At 61.4% G+C, this 3,152-nt stretch carries 2 protein-coding genes and 1 pseudogene; 2 read left to right on the top strand and 1 reads right to left on the bottom strand.

Going from position 1 to position 3,152, the window contains the following annotated elements:
* A pseudogene (locus tag EN935_RS28595) lies at positions 1-386 on the bottom strand (GntR family transcriptional regulator); the annotation flags it as partial.
* A 204-nt stretch (positions 387-590) separates the two neighbouring features.
* Here EN935_RS28595 and EN935_RS28590 point away from each other — a divergent pair.
* Positions 591-2,219 carry a choline dehydrogenase gene (locus EN935_RS28590; RefSeq protein ID WP_127373863.1) on the top strand — a complete coding sequence of 543 codons (1,629 nt, stop codon included), beginning with the start codon at positions 591-593 and terminating at the stop codon, positions 2,217-2,219.
* 287 nt (positions 2,220-2,506) lie between these two features.
* Positions 2,507-3,152, top strand: a 646-nt coding sequence (locus EN935_RS28585; protein WP_127373862.1) for a cupin domain-containing protein, incomplete at its 3' end; no start/stop codon positions are given.

Genomic DNA, 3,152 nt, shown 5'->3' with positions numbered 1-3,152 from the left:
TCACCCGACGGGGCATTCTCCGGCGTGGTTGCCGCATCGAGGATCCGCGCCGTCTCGAAAGAGGAGGCGCGCAGCGACGCCAACCGGGCAAGGCCCGGCTCCATGATCAGGCGCAATTCCAGAACCTCGATCGGGTTGGTTACCCTGACCAGTTCCTCGCCATATCTCGGAAGGGCGGTCGGCGCCCGCCTGGCGCGTGCTGGCTTGAGATCGCCTGAATGGCGCAGCACTTCAAGCGCCTTGCGAAGCTGATGGCGCTTTACGCTCAGATGTTCCGCAAGATCGCGCTCGGACGGAAGCTTGCCGCCGCCCTGCTGCAACTGGCGGACCGCGGCAATGATGTCGTCGAGATCCGATGGTCCGACCTGCGGCTCGAATGCGCTCAAAACCAAATCTCCTGTCCGATCGGCAGACCGCCGACTCAACGTCCTGACATCATATTGTGACACGAAAACCTGTTCGACGGCACTCAACCAATTCAACCAATCTACAACTGTACGCAATGGTTGACAACACCAGTTGCGCGATGGTTGACTGCCTTCGTCGACGGTTGCCATCGCGGCGGGCCGTCTTTCTCCCGAGGATCACGCATGCCGGCTGGCGAAACCTTTGACTACGTCATTGTCGGTGCGGGATCGGCCGGCTGCGTGCTGGCGAACCGGTTGAGCGAAGACCCCGCGGTGTCGGTGCTTCTGCTGGAGGCGGGGGATTGGGACCGCGATCCGATGATCCACATCCCGCTCGGCTGGGGCAAGATACTGACCGAGCGCCGCCACGACTGGATGTATTTCTGCGAGCCCGAGGCCAATGTCGGCGGACGCAAGGTCGAATGCGCGCGCGGCAAGGTCATCGGCGGCTCTTCCTCCACCAATGCCATGGCGTATGTACGCGGCAATCGCGGCGATTACGATCGCTGGGCGGCAAGCGGCCTGACGGACTGGTCGTTCGACAAGGTGCTGCCCTACTTCAAGAAGCAGGAGCGCTGGGAGGCGGGCGAAAGCCGGTATCGTGGCGGCAGCGGGCCGCTGAACACCCAGTTCTGCCGCTACAAGGATGAACTGATCGATGCCTTCGCCACGGCCAGCCGTGATGCCGGATACCCGCAGACCGACGACTACAACGGCGCCATACAAGAAGGCTTCGGCCGCCTGCAGATGACAATTGCGAACGGCCGGCGCTGCTCGACCGCGACCGCCTATCTGCGGCCCGCCATGCGCCGCGGCAACGTCAGGGTGCTAACCGGCGCGATGGCGACGAAGATCCTGCTGAAGGATGGGCGCGCAACGGGCGTTGCCTATGCCAGAGGCGGGGCGAGCCATGAAGTTCTGGCACGGCGCGAGGTTCTGCTTGCCGGCGGCGTCATCAACACGCCGCAACTGATGATGCTGTCGGGCATAGGCGATAGCGGCGAACTCGCGGCGCATGGCATCGAGACAAAGGTTGATCGTGCGCAGGTCGGCAAGAATTTGCAGGACCATGTTTCGGTCATCCTGATGTATCGACGCAAACAGCCGGGACCGTTTCTCAAGATGATGCGGGCCGATCGTATCGGGCTGGATTTCGTCAAGACCTATCTCACCGGAAAGGGCTTTTCAGGAGATGTGCCTGGCGGCGTCGTGGCATTCCTGAAAAGCGATGCAAGCCGGCCGCTGCCGGACGTACAGCTGCTTTTCACCGCCGCACCGCTTGGGGCATGGCCTTACATGTCGCCCTTCAAGGCGCCGTTCGCCGACGGCTTTGCGACCCGTATCGTTGCCGTGCAGCCGGAGAGCCGCGGCAGCGTCAAGCTGGCATCGAGCGATCCGGTCGCCGCGCCGCTGATCCACCAGAACTTCCTGTCCTCGCAGCGCGACTGGCAGTCGCTTCGCGCCGGTTTTCGTGTTGCGCGCAACCTTGCCAGCCAGCCGTCCATGGGCCCGTTCGTTGGCGCGGAATTCTTCCCCGGCCCGAAATGCGAGAGCGACGAAGAGGTCGACGAGCATATCCGCAAGACCTCGATCACCGTGCATCATCCGGCCGGCACGTGCCGTATGGGTGTCGATGCGGAGTCGGTGGTCGATCCGGAATTGCGGGTGCGGGGCGTTGCCGGACTTCGTGTCGTGGACGCCTCCGTGATGCCGGATCTCGTCTGCGGCAACATCAATGCGGCGGTCATCATGATCGCCGAAAAGGCCGTGGATCTGATCCGCAGCCGCGCTCAACAGAGCGTGGCGGCCTGATAGCGGTCGCCGGCATGCAACCAAAATCTTTTGGTTGAGATAAAAATCTGTGTTGGTTGGACTGCCGCGTGAGCCTGCGCGGCCGTGGCGGGTAGGCTTCATTACGCCTTTCTGAGTGCATTTTGTGCGAATTTTGGCCATTTCTGCCCATTTTTAGGCATTTGCCTGCCGAAAATGCATCTCAACCAAAAACTTATAAATTTCGCAATTTGGGGATTGTCGAGCAAAACCAATGCGAATACGGTTGAGTTGGTTAGAAGCATTTTCTTCGTGACGAGAGGTCCGATATGTCCCTGGCGCAACCAGCTAACGATGTGCTCACCAACAAGAAGGCAGCACTCAAGGGCCTCTATGACGCCCTCTACGCGAAAAACATGTTTCCGTTCTGGGCGACGTCGGAAGGCGTCGACCATGACGAGATCAAGCAGCTGATGGCGACGTCGAAGGCCGTTCCCTTCGTGTGGTCCTATTCGGACATCGAGCCGCTGCTGCAGCGTGCCGCCGAACTGGTGACCATGGACGACAGCGAGCGCCGTTCGCTGATCCTGGTCAATCCTGGACTTGCACCCAAGCGTGCATCGGTCAGCACCATGTACACCGCCTACCGCCTGAATGATCCCGACGAGATCATGCCGCCGCACAAGCACTCGCCGAGCGCCATTCGCTTCGGCCTGACCGGCAAGGGCAACTTCACCGGCGTCGAGGGCGAAGACGTGGTCTTCGGCCCGGGCGACATGGTGCTGACGCCCAACGACGCCTGGCACAATCATGGCACCGTGGGCGGCGAGCAGGCAGTCAACCTGTCGGTGCTCGACCTGCCGCTGGTCGAAACGCTGCATGCCGTCCATTTCGACCACAAATACACCGAGATGGTCGACGGCAAGGAAGTCGAGAAGAAGGTGCAGACCGCCCGCTATCCGAGCGACTACTCAC

The organism is Mesorhizobium sp. M7D.F.Ca.US.004.03.1.1, assembly GCF_003998635.1.
In the GTDB taxonomy this organism is placed as follows: Bacteria; Pseudomonadota; Alphaproteobacteria; order Rhizobiales; family Rhizobiaceae; genus Mesorhizobium; species Mesorhizobium loti.
The sequence above is the reverse complement of the archived record's forward strand: the minus strand, read 5'-3'. Positions and strand labels throughout refer to the sequence as shown.

Coding starts and splice junctions, on each gene's coding strand:
- EN935_RS28590 (WP_127373863.1), top strand. CDS start 591: ATGCCGGCTGGCGAAACCTTTGACTACGTCATTGTCGGTGCGGGATCG.